The sequence below is a fragment of the uncultured Mobiluncus sp. genome, from assembly GCF_963511525.1.
Taxonomy (GTDB): Bacteria; Actinomycetota; Actinomycetes; order Actinomycetales; family Actinomycetaceae; genus Mobiluncus.
In genome coordinates, this window is the sequence record NZ_CAUPIY010000002.1 from 134,528 (window position 1) to 153,273 (window position 18,746).

Genomic DNA, 18,746 nt, shown 5'->3' on the forward strand with positions numbered 1-18,746 from the left:
AATTTTGTCCCCGGTGAAAAAATGCAATATTTCAATTGAAGTGATTCTTGCGGCGAGACATAGCTGGTGCAAGAGTGAAGCAAGAGGCCATCAAACGGGCAAACCCAAATTACAGAGGCCTCTAATTGAAAACTCTCACGTAGCTAACTTTTGCGGGATTTCTTTCACCCGCATACAATAATACGAAAAATTCAATGTTAAAGGGATTGTCAATTATGAATACACGGATTGCAGATTACCTAGGGTTGTTTATAATTTTTACCTTTTACGTACTGTATTTTACATTGTCCCCCAGTCGCGAAAATCCATTTATAATTTTCACCGTCATCCTCCTGATTTTAAGCCTTATTTCCATACTGACTTCGTTCGAGGAATTATTTACAACATTCAATAAAAATCCACTCATCTTTAGGACCTGCTGTATAACTTTAATCCTAATAGGGGTCTTTTTTTTGGGATTCTTCGTTGGAATCTCCTGGTCAAGCAGCTACCCCTTTTTGCTGTGGGATTACGCCGCCGAAGTTTCTGCCCCTTGCTTGATGATGCTCTACTTCCCAGCCACAACATTGTGGCGACTCGCCAAAAAGCTCGAAAATTCGCAAATACACCAGGCATGTATGGATAGTTCCAAATAAGTGACCTTAAACTGGTGGGGCCAAGGTTGCCCCTGACCCCACCATGAAGAAAGTGCTTATTCCTTAGTCGCTAAGGACAGCGGAATGGAAGGACCCATCGTCGTTGAGGTGACGGCCTTCGTGATGTAGCGGCCTTTGATGGTCGCGGGACGCAGGCGCTCAATCTCTTCCAGAACAGCCCGGAAGTTTTCGGCCAGCTGGGCGGCCTCGAACGAGCACTTACCGACGATGAACTGCAGGTTAGCGTGCTTGTCGACGCGGAACTCGATACGACCACCCTTGATGTCCTTGACGGCCTTCGCCACGTCCATGGTGACGGTACCGGTCTTGGGGTTCGGCATCAGGCCACGCGGACCGAGCACCTTACCCAAGCGACCAACCTTGCCCATCAAGTCAGGAGTCGCTACGGCCACATCAAAGTCAGTGTAGCCTTTGGAGACCTTCTCGATGAGTTCGTCCCCACCGACCTCGTCAGCGCCCGCCGCCTCGGCGTCAGCGGCCTTATCACCTACGGCAAAAACCAGGACCCGAGCGGTTTTGCCGGTGCCGTGAGGCAGAGAAACGGTGCCGCGCACCATCTGATCAGCCTTGCGGGGGTCAACGTTCAGACGCATCGCAACCTCTACGGTCGCGTCAAACTTCACGCTGGAAGTTTCCTTGACCAGCTTGAAGGCGTCGTCGATGGGATAGAGAGTGTCGGGAAGAATCTTCTTCGCGGCCTCGTTGTATTTCTTGGCGTGTTTCATGTTCTGCTCCTTACGCAGTCGTGGTGTGGGCAAACACTAAGCCCCTCCACAGTTTTTGACGATTAACCGACCGTGATGCCCATGGACCGAGCGGTACCCGCGATAATCTTCTTCGCGGCCTCGATGTCATTAGCGTTGAGGTCTTGCATTTTTTCCGAAGCGATCTTTTCTACCTGATCCCAGGTCAGATTCGCTACCTTGACGGTGTTCGGGGTGCCCGAACCCTTCGGAACGCCCGCGGCCTTGCGAATCATCTCGGAGGCCGGCGAGGTCTTCAGCACGTAGTCGAAGCTGTGATCCTCGTAAACGGTGATTTCCACAGGAACCACGGAGCCGCGCATCGACTCGGTCTTGGCGTTGTAGTCCTTGCAGAATTCCATAATGTTTACGCCGTGTTGGCTCAATGCCGGGCCAATCGGCGGTGCCGGGTTTGCCCCACCGGCTTGAATCTGGAGTTTGATAACTCCGATGACTTTTTTCTTAGCCATATTTTCGGGTCCTTTTCAATAGGGGTGTCGACCTGGCAGGTTTCCACCCAAACTTCTCTGACTTTGTGAAGGCCGTGTTGACACGGTTTCCACTCGGTCTGCGTCGTTTTCTCACGGCGGTTTCCGCCGCAAAACGCCACCCATTTGTGGGCAGCAAAAGGTGCGCGCCATCAAGACGCACAAGGAAATATTCTAACGCTCCCCCGGCTTTTACACCAATTTAGCCGATTCCCAAGTGCGCGGCGGAGGGCCGGGGCAGGAATACCATCAACACGTAAAACCCCAGCAGCACCAAGAAACCGAAGTGCAGGCCTACAGCCGCCAACAGCAACCCCAGCAGCAGCGGCGTCACGATCGCACCAATCCCCGAAAGGGAACTGATGACCGCCGCCGCGTACTCCTTGTGCACCCCCGGCAAGCCGGAAAACTCGGTGGCACTGATGGGATACAGACAGCTGACCCCGACACCGCTGATGAACAAACCGACCACCGCGACACCGACTGAGGGCACGAAAGCGACCGCAGCGGTGCCGAAAAATCCTAGCCCCACAAATACCCACCAGGCCCAATAGCGCCGGGCAAAGGCAGCCCCACCCAGACGACCCACCGCCATGCCGATGGCGAAAGCGGTCGCTAAGCCAGAAGCGAGAGCCAAGTCAACCCCCAATTCCCGCAGGCGCGTCACCGCCCAGGCATACATGGCGAACTCGACTCCGGCCGTGAGGATGAGCCGCAGGATTTGGGAAATCAACAGCCACTTGGAGGGCTTCACGCTGGACGTGCTGTGGTTGCCAGGGGGCACCTCCGCAGCAGCGGGGGTCGGCGCGTCACTGCCAGCAGCACCCGTTGCGGAAGACGACTGAGTTGGCACGCTCAAACCCTTTTGCAAAACCTTACGGAATGGCACGGCCGGGAGCCTCCATCCCCACACCAAGGTCGGCACGGCCATCAGCAAAACAAACCACAACGCCATCCGCCCAAAACCGGGAAACACGCGCTCTACCAGGGCAAAAACTACCGTCGTAGCAATCGACACCGAGGAGGAAATCCCGACGGTTAGTGACAGGTACTTTGTCCCCTCGGTACCGACGAAAGTCCCGGCTACCGCAGCCGAAACCGTACTGCCACCCAAGCAGGCCAAGGTCACCCCCACCAAGCTGACCACAATCGAGGGACTCCACTCCACCATCGCTGTTCCCAGCAGAACCAACAGCGGGGCAAGCCGCAGCGACCAGACCGGGCCGTTGCGCATCACCCACGGCGCCAGCAACCCCGACACCAGCATTCCAAAGCCGTAGGCGGCACCCAGCCAAGTGAAAGCCTCGGGTTTCGCGCCGAGGTCGCGCGACAGGGTGGCGATGAGGGAACCGGCGGCGGTGACATAGAAACCCGCCATCGACAGCCCAATCGCCATCGGCGGGAACATCCGCTTTTGGTTGTGCCAGATTTCCGGCCCCACGTTCGCGGGATTCTGAGGATTTACTGCGTTCACGTCACTCCTTCATTTTCTCGCGGCAACCGAGCGTGGTTGACGGGGAAAGAAAACAAAGATAATGGCCACCACCAGCGCTATTGCCAGGAATCCGGCGGAACCCGCGAAGGACAGCACGTAGCCGTGGCTCCAGGCGTTCGCTAAGGCCAGGTCTGCTCCCGGCGCGGTGGCTTCCAGACCAGCAGTCGCTGCGAAGAACACGCCGGTGAGGATGGCCGAACCAATGGCGGTAAAGATGCGCTGGCCGGTTTGCTGAATGCCTCCGGCGATACCGCCTCGGGAGGGAGAAACCTCCAGCATCGTTTGAGTTTGGTTTGCTGACCCCATCGAACCCGAGCCGAAACCCAGCACCGCCAGCCCGATACTGATGAGCCACACGGAACCGCCGCGGGCAAACATCACCGCCATCACCGCGGTCAACACCACCCCCACCAGCATTATCACCAGCGACCAGGCCTGGATAGCCCGGCCGTGCTTGATGGTCTGGCGCGCCACGGCGATGGAAGTCAACCCGGACAGAATCGCTCCGGGCATCCCGCTGAGACCCGCAATGAGCGCGGTTTGACCGAAACCGTTTTGCAAGAACATGGCGTTGATGGCGTAGACGGAAGGCACCCCCAGGAACTGGATGGCGCCAATCGCGCTGGCAAAGCTGTAGGAGGGGATTTTGAACAGCCGCAAGCTCACCATCGGGTAGCGTCCTCGTGCCTCGTAAGCCCGCTCCCACCAGACCCAGAAGCCCAGCACCGTGAGAGACACGGGAATCAGGGCAAAACGCCACAGCGACCCGGTGGTTACAAAAGGCAACATCATGCCGATAACGGCTGCCCCGAGCAGGATCATCCCCAGCGGGTCAAGGTCAACCCGGGAGCGCTTCGGGGCTTTCTTTCCAGCCTTGGTGGCCCGGGCAATGTCGGCTTCCAAGGCTTCGATGCGGGCACGGCGCGCAAAAATTCGTTCCCGTTTGAACGGCAGCCACAGCAACGCACAGACGACCCCAATCAGACCCAACGGCAGGTTCAGGGAAAACGCCAGCCGCCAGCCTTGTTCCCGTCCAAAAATCGCAATCAAGACGCCCGCCAACATCGGGCCCAAAGCCACGGTGACGGACACGACTAAACCCATCAGGGCGTAGGCCAGTGCACGAGCCTGACCGGAAAAATACTGCTGAATAATTCCCGCGGTCTGAGGACTATAGATACCGGCCGCGAAACCTTGCAGGATTCGCATCCAAACCAGCATGGACCCGGAAGTTGAGATAGCGCACAGGAACGAAGACACGGAAAACAGCGCTAGCCCTAGGACGAACAGGAGCGAGCGGCCAAACAAGTCGCCAATGCGCCCCATCGGCACCATCGACAGCCCAATAGCCAGGGCATACCCGGAAATGACCCATTGCACCTCTTGGGCACTGGCTCCGATAGAGTCGGGCAATACCGCGAGGGCGACGTTCACGGTGGAGACTTGCAGCAACGTCAAGGCCAGTCCCATCAGGACCACGACCAGTATCAGCGAAGTGCGATATTTCTTGGAGGAACCGGGGACAGTGATAATCCGCGGGTCGCCATCGTTGGTCTCGTCCTGCGAGCTGTTGTTTTCGTCGGAAAGCTCGTCGTTTTCGCCGGGAACTTCGGTATTCTTTGCCATGTGCCGCCTGAGATTTCTGTGCCGTAAAAATAACCCATAATAAAGTAGTGGTGGCGGGTAAGGGATTCGAACCCCTGAAGCATTGCGCAGCTGATTTACAGTCAGTCCCCTTTGGCCACTCGGGAAACCCGCCATACGCCGAAAGCGCCCAACTAGACTACCAGATGCGCCGCTATTTTCGCAAACGTCGGTTTTTAGAGCGGAGCTTTGTGGAATATTATTTACAGCCCTGGCGGGTGTCCCCGGATTCTCACGAGCGCTGGGGCGGGTTCGTTGATTATCGAGGCGATTGCACGAACGACCGATTTCAAGTTGAATTCCGCAGCACCACCCACCCCAGCGATTCTAAAACTGCTATTGAGCGTATTTTTACGCCGTAGAGATTCTGTCCGAGTGCGACGAAATCGGTCACTCATGCCGGACGATGCGAATCTGGGCGACTCGCGATGCACTACAAAATAACCGGCTCGGGCACCAGGGTAATTCCATAAGCCCCCTGCACCGCGGCGATAATATGGCTGGCCAGAGCCGTAATGTCCGCGGCCGTAGCGTTACCGCGATTCGTCAACGCCAGGACGTGTTTTGTCGAGACTCCCGCGCCCGCGTTCGGCAGGGCAAATCCTTTCGTGATACCGGAGTGCTCGATGAGCCAGGCGGCAGATAGTTTCACGCCCACCTCTCCGGCACGGCCCGGCAGCGCCGTCTCCCAGCGGGGAGCGTCCTTTGGCAACTCCAAAGCCGCGGCCGCCTCGACCGGCAGTATCGGATTGGTAAAGAACGACCCTACTGACCAGGTGTCATGGTCGGTTGGGTCCAAAACCATGCCTTTGGAACGCCGCAGCTCCAGCACTGCCGCACGAATCTGGGCCGCCGGTACGACCGTGTCCATCGGTACTCCGAGCGCCCTGGCCAACTGGGCGTACCTGACCGGGGTGCCCCCACCGCGCTGCAGCGCAAAATCGACTTCCAGCACAATCCACCGCCCGGTGGCGGGGTATGTCCCGGGGCGTGCCGGCGCAAACCGCGACCGCCCCGAATCTGCCTCAACCTGCAGTCGAGACTGTTTTAGCAGGGAATCCCGGTAGCCAAACCGGAGCTCGGCCGCGCTCAAATACACCAGCTGGCACTCCTGGCGGTCCCATGCCGTGACTCCCAGCAGGCAGTCCGCGACCTCCCCGCCGTAAGCCCCGATATTTTGCACGGGTGCTGCCCCGACCACACCGGGGATTCCACTCAGCGCCTCCAGCCCGGAAAACCCTTGCGTCACGCAAAACTCCACCAGCCGATCCCAAGCGAGCCCCCCGGACACGCTGAGAAATACGCACGAGGGCGTGGCGGCGGCGAGCTGCTGAGCTTTCGCCATGACCGCCTCGCCAGCGCGCAATTCCCCAAACTCCTGCAGGGTCAACACCCGCGTGTCCTCGCGGCCATCGCGGATCACCAATCCGGGAAACTCGCCGTCCACAGGTACCAGGTTCGACCCTCCACCCAGGAACAGCAGCGGCTCCCCGGCCGCATCAGCCTGAGCAATGGCCTGAATCAGCTCGTCTCGCCGCTTCCCCACCAAAAATCGGCGCGCTTCACCCCCCACGCGCAAAGTACACAAATCGGCCAATCGCACTGATTACGTCTCCTTTATACCCAAACGCTGCCCCTTTGGCTCGGGCCGCGCCCCCTAGGGCAGCTCTTCGATTTCGGCTTCGTCCTCAACGAATTCTTCGTACTGTCTCGGGGCAGGCCGCGGTTTGGCAAAGGTCGGTGGGTACACGGCCCGAGGGTCGATGGCCTCCTCGGCCGCTTCCGCGTTCGCTGGGGCATAAGGCTGGGCGGGACGGGGAACAGTCGGTCCGGCGGGGTTCACAAGGCCGGGATTTTGGGGGAATCTCGGATCGGTTGGCGCAACCGGTTGACCGGGGTTGACCGGCGAGCCTGGAATTTGCGGGCCAGGCTGACCAAGGTTCGCTTGCGGGCTTGGAACCTGCGGGCCAGGCTGTCCCAAGTTAACCAGCGGATGCAGGGACGGCGCCACGGGAGCGCCCACGGTGGGGTAGCCTTCCATCGTTCGCACCACAAAGGGATATCCCGCAACGGTCTGTTGTTCCGGCGCGGCGGGATTCGCTGGATTCACGTGATTCGTGGGATTGTTTGGCACCGGCGCGCCAACCCCGGCTGGCGCTCCTGGAACGGCCATACCCGGCCCCAGCGGCGCACCTCCCGGCACCGGCGCGCTTGGTCCCATCGGCGCACCAGGCAAAACAGGCGCGCCTCCCGGCACACCCGGTGCACTTCCTGGCACACCCGGTCCAGCAGGCCCACCAAAACCGGGAACCTGGGGTCCGCCGGACTGACCGGATAACGCCGCGTTCTGGGATCCGCCACCCGGCCAGCTATTCGGTGGATTCACCTCACCGATGCCGATTCCCCCCGGTGAAAACGGTTCACCAGGAGCGGGGAACGCCCCATCCTGAGGACCCGCCGCGGGCTGAGCGGGGAACTGCTGACCTGCCCCCGGAGCAGCCCCGGGCGCCGCCTCAGGAGCCCCCGCAGGGTTCCCCGGAGCCTCACCGGAGGCATTGCTGGTGCCGCCCGCATCCAAGTAACCGTAAGGCTGTGGACTGGGAATGGCCGGCATACCATTGGGCCAACCCCACGCGTTCCCGTACGCCCCGGCCGCGTTGAGATCCATCTGCCAGTATCCCGCGTTGTAGCCGTAGGGGTCATAGCCATATCCGCCGTAGGGGTCGGCGTACCCATCCGCGTACAAATCCGCATAAGGATTTGACGTCCCGTAGCCGTAACCGTTCGCATAAGGCTGGGTGTAAGGGTCGGCTCCGAAATCTTCGTACGGGTTGGCGTAACCGCCGTAGGCATTCCCGTAGGGGTTGGCGTAACCGTAAGGGTCGTAGGCATAAGGGTCGAAGCCGAAAGTCTTGATGGCCAGTTCCTGCATCTCCTTTTGCTTTTCCCAAGCCTTTTCCTGGCGCTCCATCGCGTCTTTTTCTTTGTAGAACTCGCCCCATTCCTGCAAAGTTTGGGAGTCCAAGCCAACCGCGGTGTCGTTGACGGACTGACCCAACAGGTGCGCCAAGCTCGAATCCAGAGGTTCGCCGTCCTCGGTCTGTCCTTCGGGCAGTTGAACAGTATCCCCGTGCCCACCGTCCTGAGCCAATGCGCCATCAGGGTTGATTGGAATCAAGTTGGATGCCACGCCCTCGTTCAAGGCGACACGGTGTTCCACCAGTTCTCGCACGGCTTCGCGAATCTCTGCTAGACCTTTGCGTTCCTCCGGGTTCAGCCCGACCCCCGCTCGTGCCGCCACCTTCGACATATATGTGAAGGCCTGGGCGACTTCTTCCGGAGAGGAGCCAGAACCGGGCGCGGTCAGCAGGTCTTTCCGGGGACTGTCCAACACGGACAGAATATAGTTTTTCCGAGGTTGGGGAATCGACCCCTTAATGAGTTCGTCCTCGTTGTAGTCCAACATATTCCGGAAATTTTCCAAGGTGAACAGATTCGGGTCGCGTTTTTCGCTCATCACATTGCTTCTGAGTTCCTTCATCAGGCGCCGAGACGGATCCAGCTTGCGCATAAACCACCAGGTCGGGATGCAGGCGATACCGAGTGAGGTGATAGATACCACCCAGCTCAGCACCAAAGAAACAGCCGAGATGGCAAACGGTCCGCTCTCGTATTGCAGCTGAGCCAGGAACTGCAGACACCGTGACACTCCCGCACCCAAAATGAACGTGGCGAACTTTTGCACATGGTTCAGGTCTTCGCGCCGCAGCGCCATATCCACCGCCAAAGGCACCCCTGGAATGGGGTTACGCCACGAAATCCGGTACTGGATATACACCGACATAACTACGAAGATAATGCCTTCTACCAGGTAGTACCCCGCTGCGGCCATAATTTCCTCGCCCGAAATCGAAGCATTAGGCGTTTCGAACACGACTCCGCCGACAACCATCATGATTTCGGTCGCCATCCAGATGAGAATATACACAATCCACGCCCGAACTCGGAAACGCGGACTGATGACCCAGTTACGGTTCGGCACCCAATTCAAAGGCCGGGGAAACCAGACGTGAACCATCAACAGGTAAGGCAGCTGGAAAGCGACCCCGACCACCAGCACCAACATAGTATTCATCGAGTTAAATGCGTTTTGCGTCAACCACCCGGAGTTATACAAGCTGATGAGGGCAGCTGGGCTGAGCATCACAGCAATGAGAGCGAAAGACAGGGCGACACGAAGGGTCCAGCCAAGCTGGAGTAAAGCTCGCCGGTAGTGCATCGGTATGGCTTTGGGAACCTGGGGCCGAAACAGAACCATAATGATAAAAATCGCCAGCATAATCGGCAGCGGCCCGTACTTGGTAAAAATATGAAATGCCCACGCCACCCCATTGGAGGGGAAGGTTAGCCATACATCGTACACTTTGACGCCCTTCCCGCTGGTGATTCTAAACGCTGCCCAGAGGGCAGACTGTTGAGGTTTTGCTGACAACAGGCATCCTGCCGTTTCCGTAGCGGCTTCCCCAGGAGAGGCGAAAGAACCACTGCGAACTCATCGCCGCCTCGGAAAGCAACTATCATCAGATTTTACCCGTTTAATTCCCCAGGTTCGAACTCTTGAGCCACAAATCGATTTGGCCCAGCAGTTTTGTCTTGGTTTGCGCACTGGCCAGAGATGCGCGGACAGACCCTGCCGCCAGTTCGGCCAGCTCCCGGTCGGTGAACCCGGCGACCTGACGGGCGGATTCATACTGGTCCAACAACCGAGAGCGGAACAGCAGCGGGTCGTCCGCCCCCAACGCGACCGTGGCGCCAGCCTCAGTCAGGGTCCGCAAGGGCACCTCGGCAAGCGTGGGATACACCCCTAGGGACACGTTCGAGGCGGGACAGACTTCCAGAGCAATACCGTGGTCTACCAGCGACTTCAGCAGGTCGGGTTGTTCCGCAGCCCTCACTCCGTGACCCAGACGGGCGGGGTGCAGGTGGCGCACCACTTGGGCAATATGTTCCGGGCCACGCAGTTCCCCACCGTGGGGAAAACTGGCGAGCCCCGCCCTTGTGGCGATACGAAATGCCGGCTCAAACTCAGGGGTGGAACCGGCGCGTTCATCGTTGGACAGCCCGAATCCGATGACTTCCCCCGGCTGATCTCCGGCGTAGCGAGCGGCTAAACGCGCCAAAGTCCGGGCATCCATCGGGTTGCGGGTGCGCGACGCCGCCACAATGACCCCGATTTCCACCCCGGTCGCCGCGGCGGAAACTTTCGCTTCGTCCAGGATGATTTCCAGCGCGGGGGTCAGTCCGCCCACCCAGGGAGCATAAGACGTGGGGTCGACTTGTATCTCTAACCGCCCGGAGCCTTCCTCCGCATCGTCCTCGGCGGCTTCCCGCACAATGCGGCGCATCACCGTTTCGGAACGCACCAGGGCGCGCGCCAAGTCATAAGAACGTTGAAAACGGAACCAACCCCGCTCGTCAGCCGGGACGTGCAGGGGGTCGCCTTCACCCATGAAGCGGGGCAGGCGCTGCTGGGTTTCCCGAGCCAGTTCCAGCAGGGTCTGGGGACGCATCGCCCCGGTGAAGTGTAGGTGCAGGTGCGCTTTGGGCAAAGCCCGCAAATCCCGCTTCAGTTCAGTCACGGTAACTAATCTAGGGGTTTTTCGCGCCGGAAAAAACTTCGCCCCAAGCTGCGGGGCTTCCGGGGCTAATAACCCGCCATTTCTTCCAGACGCTTTATCCTCTGATCCATCGGGGGGTGGGTAGAGAACAGGTTACGCGCCCTAAACGGGTGGGCAATCATCATGGCGGACACGGTTTGACGCTGCGGAGTGGGCGCCAACGGGGCGCGAGACACCCCGGTTTCCAGTTTCTTCAGCGCCGACGCCAGCGCCAGCGGGTCATTAGCCAGGCGCGCTCCGTCCTCGTCCGCATCAAACTCGCGGGTCCGGGAAATACTCAACTGGATCAGAGAAGCCGCAATCGGCGCCCCCAAGGCGAGCAACAGCGTGGCGATGACGCCCCCGCCTTCACGGTCTCGCCCTCCGAAAAACATGGCAAACTGGGCTATTGACGTAATGACCCCGGCCAAACCAGCCGCCACCGAAGACGTGAGAATATCTCGGTTGTACACGTGCATGAGTTCGTGGCCCAGCACGGCTCGCAGTTCGCGCGGCTCCAGAATGTCCAGAATGCCCTGGGTGACACACACCGCCGCGTGCTGGGGGTTGCGCCCGGTCGCGAACGCGTTGGGGGTTTGGGTCGGGGCGATGTACAAGGCCGGCATGGGCTGGCCGGCCTGCTGGCACAAGCCCTGCACCATCGAATACAGTTCGGGGGCTTGCTGGGGGGTGAGCGGCTGGGCATTCATGGCACGCAGAGCGATTTTGTCCGAGTTCCAATATCCCACCGCGGTTTGAATCAAGGCGATGGCTCCGAACACGACAATCCACATCCGGTTGCCGGTCCCGCCTGCCAATAGGGCGCCGATTGCCAGCAGTACCATCCACAGCACTCCCAACAGAGCTGCGGTCTTCAAGCCATTGAAATGTTTCTTCACGCTTTGATTGTAACGATAAGCGAACGAAATATCGCCGGGAAGTATCCGCCTACGGTACGAATTTTCGCGTTATTTGCCGTTTTTCGAGCCTTCCGGGGAAGCTCCGGGCGGGGCGACCCCAGGTGAGACAGCTTCGGTGGCGGGCGGCATAATCGGGGGTTGCTGTTTGGTCGGAGGCTGGTTATCTAGCGGCTGATTATCCGGCGGCTGGCTTGCCGGCGGCTGGGCCGTTTTCGTCGCGTGGGGTAGCTGATTGAGACCCGGGTTTGAAAAAGTCTTAATCCGACTCACCGGGAAATAGCGCAGCATGACGCGGCCGACGATCTGTTTCTCGTCCACAAAACCGTGGTTGTTGTCGTCCTGGTGGTAGCGGGAATCCCCGGAATTATCGCGGTTGTCCCCCATCACCCAGTACTTGCCGGCGGGCACGGTCACATCAAAAGGCACCGGTATCGTGTTCGCGCCCTTTTTCAGGTAAGGTTCGGCCACGGCCTTGCCGTTGACCTCAATCTTGTTTTGCACAGTGCAGCAGGTCACGTGATCCCCGCTGACCCCGACGACGCGTTTCACCAGATATCCTCCGGGGTATTCGGGTTTCAGCTGCAGCACCCGCAGTCCTTTATCGAGCGCCTGTCCGAAGGCAGTTGCGGCGAAACCGGTGGGGTTGTCGTTCTTATACTCGTCGGGCAGCCAGTTATGGCGATCCTCGAACACCACGATGTCGCCGCGCTCAATGGGCTGAAAGTTCTTCATCTTCGAAACAAAAATCCGGTCGCCCTTCATCAAGGTGTTTTCCATCGACTCGGAAGGAATCACGAAAAACTGAAAAATAAACGCCTTGGCCAGCGCCATTATGATGACGGCGACGACCACCCCCACGACCAAATCCACCCACCACGGCGAGTTTTTAGCCCTTTTGCGGTGAGTGCGGGGCAGCGCGTCCTCGGGGGTTGCCGCGGCACGCTCGGCGGGTTGCCCAGTGTCCCCGGTCAGCTGCGTCTTTTTTCTCACGCCCTCAATCCTACCGTTTGGCCCACGCCGATTGCGCCTCAGGAATAGAATTTGGTCTAATCCGAGGTCTATGTCAGCCCTCGGTTGAGAAAACTTTGCAGGAAGGCGGGCAAGATGTTGTTTTTTAAACCTTACAAGGCTCCGGTAAAGGGCGCCGTGGTGTTGATAACCGGGGCGGGGTCTGGGATTGGCCGGCTGATGGCGGTGGAGGCAGCCCGGCGCGGAGCCAGAGCCGTCATTGTTTGGGATCTGAATGCCGAGGGTGGGGCGGAAACGGCCGGTATGGCGGAAGCGGCCGCTACGGCGCCGCGGTTCCGTTCCGGGGCGTTCACGGTGGATGTCACCGATGCCGAGGCCGTGCACGAAGCCGCCGCACAGACCTTGAGCGAGTACGGCAGGGTCGACATCCTCATCAACAATGCCGGTATCGTCACCGGTAAACCTGTGTTGGAAACGACCGACCGTGACGTGCAGCGTTCTTTCGAGGTGAACACGATTGCCCACTATCGTACGGTTCGTGAGTTTTTGCCGGGTATGATTGCCCGAGACCGGGGTTCGGTGGTGACTATCGCTTCGGCTGCTGGGCTGGTCGGGGTGCCACGCCTGAGCGACTACAACGGTTCGAAGTTCGGGGCGGTCGGTTTCGCGCAATCCTTGCGTGAGGAGCTACGCCACATGGGTTCTCACGTCCACACGTTGCTGTACTGCCCGTATTACATTTCGACCGGGATGTTTGCCGGCGTGAAAACGAAGTTCTCGCTGGTTTTGCCCATCCTCACCCCGGAAAAAGTTGCTACTCAGGTTTTGGACGCAATCGACAAAGGCACCCAGTTTAAGGTCCATCCCCCGATTGTGCGCCTGGTACAAATTTTGCAAGCATTCCCGGTACCTTTCATGGACGCAATGGTGGAATTCTTCGGCGTCGCCGACACAATGAATGAGTTCACAGGTCGCGCCGGCGACGCTACGAAGTAGCGTCAAATCGGCGCGACAACAGCGCGAAGCCGTTAAGAAACGGCACCGATGTGCCGTTTCAGGCGAAGCACCCTAAAAATAAAACGGCGACGCTACGAAGTAGCGTCAAAACGGCGCGATAACAGTGTGGAGGCGTTAAGAAACGGCACCGATGTGCCGTTTCAGCCGGAACACCGTAAAGCACCCGGCAGCAACGCGTAGCGTTGCATGAGCCGGGGGCTTGACGGCGGAGCCGTTAAGAAACGGTGCTGGTGCACCGTTTCAGGCGAAGCACCACAAAACCTATCCCGGCGACGCTACGAAGTAGCGTCAAAAGGGATTCGCCTCGCTCTTTAGCACATGAAATCAGAGTTGACCGATGCAAATCGGTGATTAAATCGGGGTTGCTGGTTACATAGACCACCAACCCCGATTTAAACGCAGATTTCAAACGCACCGGCCGCGTAACCCCAATCTAGGAACACCACAAAAAGGATTCGCCGCACAGATGTGCGGCGAATCCCCTACTCTAAGCCTTACTTTCCGGATTTTTTGGATTTACCGCTGGAATCAGCAGCGATCTCTTCCGCACAGGCTTTCACGGCATCGTCGACGGTGCGACGGTGTCCCGGCGTCAGGTCTTTCAATCGGCCCTCAACCACCGTAATCACGGTGCCGGAAGGCAAATCTTCATAGACCTTATCGGCCGCGCAGGCAGCCAAAGCTACAGACATAACGTCCGCTACAGCGGCCTCTTGCTGCTTATCTTTAGCCTCCCCATCGGCACCGTTCTTGGCGGCGGCGAGCTGGTCAGCCAGAGCCGTAGAAAACTCATCCTTGCTGGGTTTCGTCCCGTCCTTGGCTTCGTTTCCGCAGGCAGTCAAGCTAAATACCAGGGCTCCTGCCAGGCACAGTCCGGCAATTTTACGAATCATAGTGATATCCTCCTCAGTTTCAGGTCTACTTTAGGCGGTTAATTTGCAAGTGCGCAAAATCCGAGAGGGCGGCCTTAACTTTTCCTTCGGGAATGTGGTCCAGGTGTCCCAGGGCGCGTTCGACCCACTGCCCGGCCAGCCGCTTTGTTTCCGCCGTCACCGGGTGCGCCGCCAATTGGGCGGTGACTTGAGCTAAGACCGCATCGTCTTGCAGGGAGGCAGTATCGCCAATCGCTTTCAACAAGGCGCGGTCGACCTCGGTGTCCCGACCCTCCTGCACGATCTTTCCCAGCAGCAGGACGGGTAGCGTTTTCGTGCCGTCGCGCAGGTCGGCTCCGGGGGTTTTCCCGCTTTGAGCCTCGGTAGCCTGCAGATCCAACACATCATCGGCAATCTGGAACGCCACGCCCAAATCCTCGCCGAACTGGGTCACAGCCGCGACCGTGGCCGCCTCGCAGCCGGAGAGTTCCGCACCGTACAGTGCCGCACAGCCAATCAACGCGCCGGTTTTGTCCCGCAGCACGTCAATATAGAACTCGATGGGGTCGTCATCATCTCCGGGACCGAAAATGTCATGCATTTGCCCCAAGCACAACCGCTCGAACGTTTGGGAATGCTGCGCCACGATGCTAGGTCCGAGTTCGGACACCAGCAGGGAGGCGCGGGCAAAAATCAAATCTCCCGCCATCACCGCCAGGGTGTTCGTCCACTGCACGTGAGCCGCGCGTACCCCGCGGCGCATGGTCGCTTCGTCCATCAAATCGTCGTGGTACAGCGAAGCCAGGTGAGTCAGCTCCACTGCCACCGCGGCTTGCTTAACCTTGGCGGACACGGGTTGATCCGGAGCTCCCAGCTGGGAAATGAGCAGGGTCAGCAGCGGACGCATCCGTTTTCCACCCGCGGCTCGCAGGTGGGAAACCAGCTCTGAGGTGTTTTCTCGCTGCGTCTGCGTTTCCCGCACCAGCATCTGTTCGACGTCATCCAAGGCTTCCAGAAGTTTCGTTTCCAGTGAGCCCGGGGTCTGCAGGACAGAGTCAGTCGAGACCGGGTATTGCGTGTCGGCCAGTTTTTTTCTCACGGGTTCAAGACTATGCGCCCAGGGTAAACAACGCCAAAAGCGGCTGGCTGGCTACGCCCAACGCGATGGTCGCCAACGCGCACAGCACGATGACGCATTTGGTCAAGCCATCGCCAGCCGAGATGGTGGCGGTGTCTGAACCGGGTTCGGTAAAGAACATTCGCATGATGACCCGGAAGTAAAAGAACGCGGTAACGACCGAGGCCAGCAAGCCAATCAGGACCAGGATGCCGTTGGCGGGATCTGCCGCCAAGCCTGCCTCAAACACGACGAATTTTCCGATGAATCCACCGGTCAGAGGGATGCCCGCGAAGCTCAGCAGGAAGATAGCCATCGCGGATGCCATAGCCGGGTGCTTGCGCCCCAGGCCGTCCCAAGAGCTCAGCGCCGAAGCCTCCCCGCGCACCGTGCCTTCTGCGTCCTCGTCACGCACAATCGAGACGACCGCGAAAGCGCCTATGGTCGCGACGCCGTAAGCCAAGACGTAAAAGACTATGGAAGTGAAAGCACTCCCCGTAGTCCCGAACAGGGCAATCATGATGAAGCCCACGTGGGCAATCGAGGAGTATGCCAACATTCGCTTCACGTCAGTTTGGACGATGCCCAGGAAGGTGCCCACCACGATGGTCGCGATGATGACCATCCACATGAGGACCACGAAGTCCCAACTCAGCTGCGTGTAGAGGAAACTGTACAGGTGCAGCAGGGCACCGAAAGCGGCGACTTTCACCCCAGCCGCCATGAAGCCGGAAATCGGCGAGGGCGCACCTTGGTAAACGTCGGGAGCCCAGGCGTGGAACGGCACGGCGGAAACCTTAAAGAACAAGCCCACCAGCAGCATGGCTCCGCCGGTCAGGAGCATCCAGTCCAGACCCGAGTTCAAGGACACGGCGCTGGACATCTCCACTAGGTTCAAGGTTCCGGTGTAACCGTAGAGCATGGTGATACCCATCAGGAAGAATGCCGAAGCAAAAGCGCCGAGGATAAAGTATTTCAGGCCGGCTTCCTGGCTCAGCAGGCGGCGACGCCGACCCATCGCGCTCATGATGTAGAGCGGCAAGCTCATCAACTCCAGCGCCACGAACAGGGTCAACAGGTTCCCCGAGCTGATGAAGGCCATCATGCCGCCCAGCGAGTAGAGGAACAGGGGGTACATTTCCGTGCGCTGGTAGCGAATCTTAATCGCGTAGTCCTCCTGGGACGAGCCGGGGGTGTCAGCAGCCTGGGGAGTAAACGAGCCGTCGTTCGGGGTGGAGCGGTCAATGACCACGATAGCCGCCAACAGCCCTACCACCAGCAATACCAGCTGGAAACCCAGCGAGAGCTGATCCTCGAGCAGGGTTCCCGCCGCAATTTGGCGCGCTCCCTGCTGACCAACCACGGTAAAACGCCAAGCGACCAAGACAATTGCTGCGATGACGCTGGCGAAAGTCAGGAAAGCGTTGACGCCTTTACGGAAGCTAGGCCAGGGGAAAGCCTCAATGAGGGTCGCCAACACGGCGGCACCCAGCAGGACCAACAAGGGGCTCAGTGCATCCCATTCCACCACGGGGCTAACCTCCAAGGTTTTCACAATCACCGGAAGAATCGCGTTCATTTGGCGCCTCCTTCGCTCGTGGCTAAGACGGCTGGGGCAGACGCCAACCCGCTGCTAGACACCGCTTGATACATGAGGGCGGCGTCGGGCTTAATCAGATCCAAGGTCGGTCCGGGCAAGACGCCCAAACCGAACATCGCCAGAACCAGGGGAACCATGATGAACTTTTCTCGCCAGTTCAAGTCCTTGGCTTCGCGTACCGCGCCGTCAATCGGCCCGGTAAATACATTCAGGTAAGGCACCAGCAAGTAAACCGAAGCCAACACCACGCCCAAGATAGACAGGATTGCGGCCGCGATGTTCATCTTAAACGTGCCGACCAGAATCAAGTATTCGGGCAGGAAACCGGACAGGCCAGGCAGGGCGATAGCCGCCAGCCCCGACACCAGGAACAAGCCTGCCAAAGTCGGGGTGACCCGCTGGAAACCGCGGTAGGCCGCGATTTCTTGGGTGCCGCCGCGTGTGGTCAGCCAACCACTCAACAGGAACAAGCCGGCGATAGAGACCCCGTGGGCGACCATGTAGAGCATGGCGCCCTCGATTGCGGTCTGGGAGCCAATGTACAGAGCCAACACCATGAAACCGAAGTGGCTCACGGAAGTGAAGGACACCAAACGCAGCAGATCCTTTTGCGAAATCGCCGCCAGCGCCCCCCACAGAATCGAGATGACCGCCAGCACCACAATAACCGGCGCAACTTTGGCGGAGGCCGTGGGGAACAGCTGCCAGCAGAACATAATCATGCCCCAGGTACCGACCTTGTCCAGTACGCCCACAAGCAGCACGGAGGTGCCGCCGCGGGCGACCGCCGCGGTGGAGGGCAGCCAGGTGTGCACCGGCACCATCGGCGCCTTGATTGCGAAAGCAATGAGGAAAGTCGTCATAATCCACATCTCGGCAGCCCCGGGGTGGAAGTTCCCTGAGGTCAGGTAATCCATGTGGAAAGCTCGGTCCCCGCCGCCGGAATACACGTACACGCCGATGACACCGAACAGCATGACCAAACCGCCCACCAGGGAATACAGCACGAACTTGATGGCGGCGTGGCGACGCACTTGTGCATCCCCGTTACCGTAACGGCCCACCAGGAAGTACAGCGGAATCAGCATCCCTTCAAAGGCGATATAGAACAGCAGCAGGTCACGGGCGGCGAACAGCAGCACCATGAAGGATTCCAAAGCCAGGATGAGGGCGGCGTATCCAGCTGCCGCGTTCGAGTCGGTGTCGTCCCGCCAGGAGGCCAGAATGACCAGGGGGGTCAAGGCGGTGGCGAGGATAATCATCACCATGCCCAGCCCGTTGACACCCAGCGCCCAAGACAGGCCAATCGCGGGCATCCAAGCGTAGGACTCGCCCAGTTGGAAAGCTCCCGGGGTTTTCGGGGCGAAGTCATAGCTGGTGAACAGGGCCACCAGCACGCCAGCCAGGACCGCAGTGGATACGGCGAGGGAGACTTCCCGGCCAATGGAACGCAGCCAGGGGATGAGCCAGATTGCCAGGGCAAACCCCATCGGAATGCACACCAGCAAGGACAACCACGGGAAACCAGCCGTTGTCGGAATAGTTGTTTGAGTCAAAACCATGTTCAT

Annotated in this window: 14 protein-coding genes and 1 tRNA gene; 1 reads left to right on the plus strand and 14 read right to left on the minus strand. The window is 59.1% G+C overall.

What is annotated here, in order from left to right; all coding sequences use genetic code 11:
- Positions 1-691: 691 nt before the first annotated feature.
- The 10 genes from rplA to lepB all read right to left on the minus strand — a co-directional run bounded on the left by rplA (position 692) and on the right by lepB (position 12,593).
- Complete coding sequence (gene rplA / locus RQ935_RS02520; RefSeq protein WP_311497077.1) at positions 692-1,381, minus strand: 50S ribosomal protein L1; 690 nt, start codon at positions 1,379-1,381, stop codon at positions 692-694.
- 62 nt (positions 1,382-1,443) lie between these two features.
- A complete protein-coding gene (gene rplK, locus RQ935_RS02525) occupies positions 1,444-1,869 on the minus strand; it encodes a 50S ribosomal protein L11 (RefSeq protein WP_297724999.1) in 426 nt (141 codons plus the stop codon).
- A gap of 220 nt (positions 1,870-2,089) precedes the next feature.
- Positions 2,090-3,361: an MFS transporter gene (locus RQ935_RS02530; RefSeq protein ID WP_311497078.1), complete on the minus strand. Its 1,272-nt coding sequence runs from the start codon at positions 3,359-3,361 to the stop codon at positions 2,090-2,092.
- 9 nt (positions 3,362-3,370) lie between these two features.
- Positions 3,371-5,008, minus strand: coding sequence for an MFS transporter (locus RQ935_RS02535; protein WP_311497079.1), 1,638 nt, complete (start codon positions 5,006-5,008; stop codon positions 3,371-3,373).
- Between the two features lie 48 nt (positions 5,009-5,056).
- Positions 5,057-5,141, minus strand: a tRNA-Tyr gene (locus RQ935_RS02540).
- Positions 5,142-5,459: 318 nt separating this feature from the next.
- Positions 5,460-6,629: a UDP-N-acetylmuramate dehydrogenase gene (locus RQ935_RS02545; protein ID WP_311497080.1), complete on the minus strand. Its 1,170-nt coding sequence runs from the start codon at positions 6,627-6,629 to the stop codon at positions 5,460-5,462.
- 54 nt (positions 6,630-6,683) lie between these two features.
- Positions 6,684-9,449, minus strand: coding sequence for a translation initiation factor 2 (locus tag RQ935_RS02550; RefSeq protein WP_311497081.1), 2,766 nt, complete (start codon positions 9,447-9,449; stop codon positions 6,684-6,686).
- A gap of 172 nt (positions 9,450-9,621) precedes the next feature.
- Positions 9,622-10,665 carry an adenosine deaminase gene (locus RQ935_RS02555; protein WP_311497082.1) on the minus strand — a complete coding sequence of 348 codons (1,044 nt, stop codon included), beginning with the start codon at positions 10,663-10,665 and terminating at the stop codon, positions 9,622-9,624.
- Positions 10,666-10,730: 65 nt separating this feature from the next.
- Positions 10,731-11,582 (minus strand): zinc metalloprotease HtpX, encoded by an 852-nt coding sequence (htpX, locus tag RQ935_RS02560; RefSeq protein ID WP_311497083.1) that lies wholly within the window; start codon positions 11,580-11,582, stop codon positions 10,731-10,733.
- A gap of 69 nt (positions 11,583-11,651) precedes the next feature.
- Positions 11,652-12,593 (minus strand): signal peptidase I, encoded by a 942-nt coding sequence (gene lepB / locus RQ935_RS02565; RefSeq protein WP_311497084.1) that lies wholly within the window; start codon positions 12,591-12,593, stop codon positions 11,652-11,654.
- A 114-nt stretch (positions 12,594-12,707) separates the two neighbouring features.
- Here lepB and RQ935_RS02570 point away from each other — a divergent pair, with 114 nt between their 5' ends.
- Positions 12,708-13,568, plus strand: a complete 861-nt coding sequence (locus tag RQ935_RS02570; protein WP_311497085.1) for an SDR family oxidoreductase — start codon at positions 12,708-12,710, stop codon at positions 13,566-13,568.
- 515 nt (positions 13,569-14,083) lie between these two features.
- On the opposite strand, the gene RQ935_RS02575 is transcribed toward RQ935_RS02570, so the two are convergent.
- From RQ935_RS02575 to RQ935_RS02590, 4 genes are read right to left on the minus strand one after another with little or no spacing between them, the layout of a single operon-like run.
- On the minus strand, positions 14,084-14,482 hold the full coding sequence (locus RQ935_RS02575; RefSeq protein WP_311497086.1) for a hypothetical protein: 399 nt from the start codon (positions 14,480-14,482) through the stop codon (positions 14,084-14,086).
- Positions 14,483-14,507: 25 nt separating this feature from the next.
- Positions 14,508-15,560 carry a polyprenyl synthetase family protein gene (locus RQ935_RS02580; RefSeq protein ID WP_311497087.1) on the minus strand — a complete coding sequence of 351 codons (1,053 nt, stop codon included), beginning with the start codon at positions 15,558-15,560 and terminating at the stop codon, positions 14,508-14,510.
- A gap of 10 nt (positions 15,561-15,570) precedes the next feature.
- A complete protein-coding gene (gene nuoN, locus RQ935_RS02585) occupies positions 15,571-17,157 on the minus strand; it encodes an NADH-quinone oxidoreductase subunit NuoN (RefSeq protein ID WP_311497088.1) in 1,587 nt (528 codons plus the stop codon).
- On the minus strand, positions 17,154-18,746 hold the full coding sequence (locus RQ935_RS02590; RefSeq protein ID WP_311497089.1) for an NADH-quinone oxidoreductase subunit M: 1,593 nt from the start codon (positions 18,744-18,746) through the stop codon (positions 17,154-17,156). Before RQ935_RS02590 ends, nuoN begins: the two co-directional genes overlap by 4 nt.